The organism is Pedobacter sp. 01N416 (assembly GCF_056399685.1).
Genome location: NZ_JBFTRT010001094.1, coordinates 1 through 468, shown reverse-complemented (window position 1 = coordinate 468; position 468 = coordinate 1). Strand labels below are relative to the sequence as shown.

Annotated in this window: 1 protein-coding gene; it reads right to left on the bottom strand. The window is 40.8% G+C overall.

Annotated features, from left to right (window positions below; translation table 11 throughout):
- Positions 1-262: 262 nt before the first annotated feature.
- Positions 263-468: alpha-L-rhamnosidase C-terminal domain-containing protein (locus AC1DND_RS29390; protein ID WP_477586566.1), on the bottom strand; the 206-nt coding region annotated here is incomplete at its 5' end.

The following is a 468-nucleotide window of genomic DNA, read 5'->3' as shown; positions in this document are numbered from 1 at the left end:
ACCAATGACAGATTAAAAAGAGAGATCGTCTTTCCCACACAGGCGGGAACCACGAAGTGCTCAGCGAAGCTAATCTTAAAGCGCTTGCATTACGATTATTCATAGGCTTTCTTCTCTTCAAAGGCATTCATGAGCACTGTGTGGTTCCCAATCAAGTTGGGAATGACGAACCGCCAAAACCTGTCATCAACACTCCTGTGTATTTGAAAAATTCTAGCCTCTTAGAATGACAAAGCCGTTGTAAACCCAGCGAAGTCCGAAACTATTTTCGGGCTTTATGCTCAATTATATACTTACCAGCAGCTAAATCTATCTTCCCAATGTTGTTTATCTTGCCATTTACATAATTATCCATGCCACGCGTAAGCGGTAAGTTGATCGTAGCCGTTGAATTTGCTGGAATGGTAATATCATACCTGATTCCATTATTAATTCTTTTCCATGCGCTGATAATTTTACCGTAAGGAC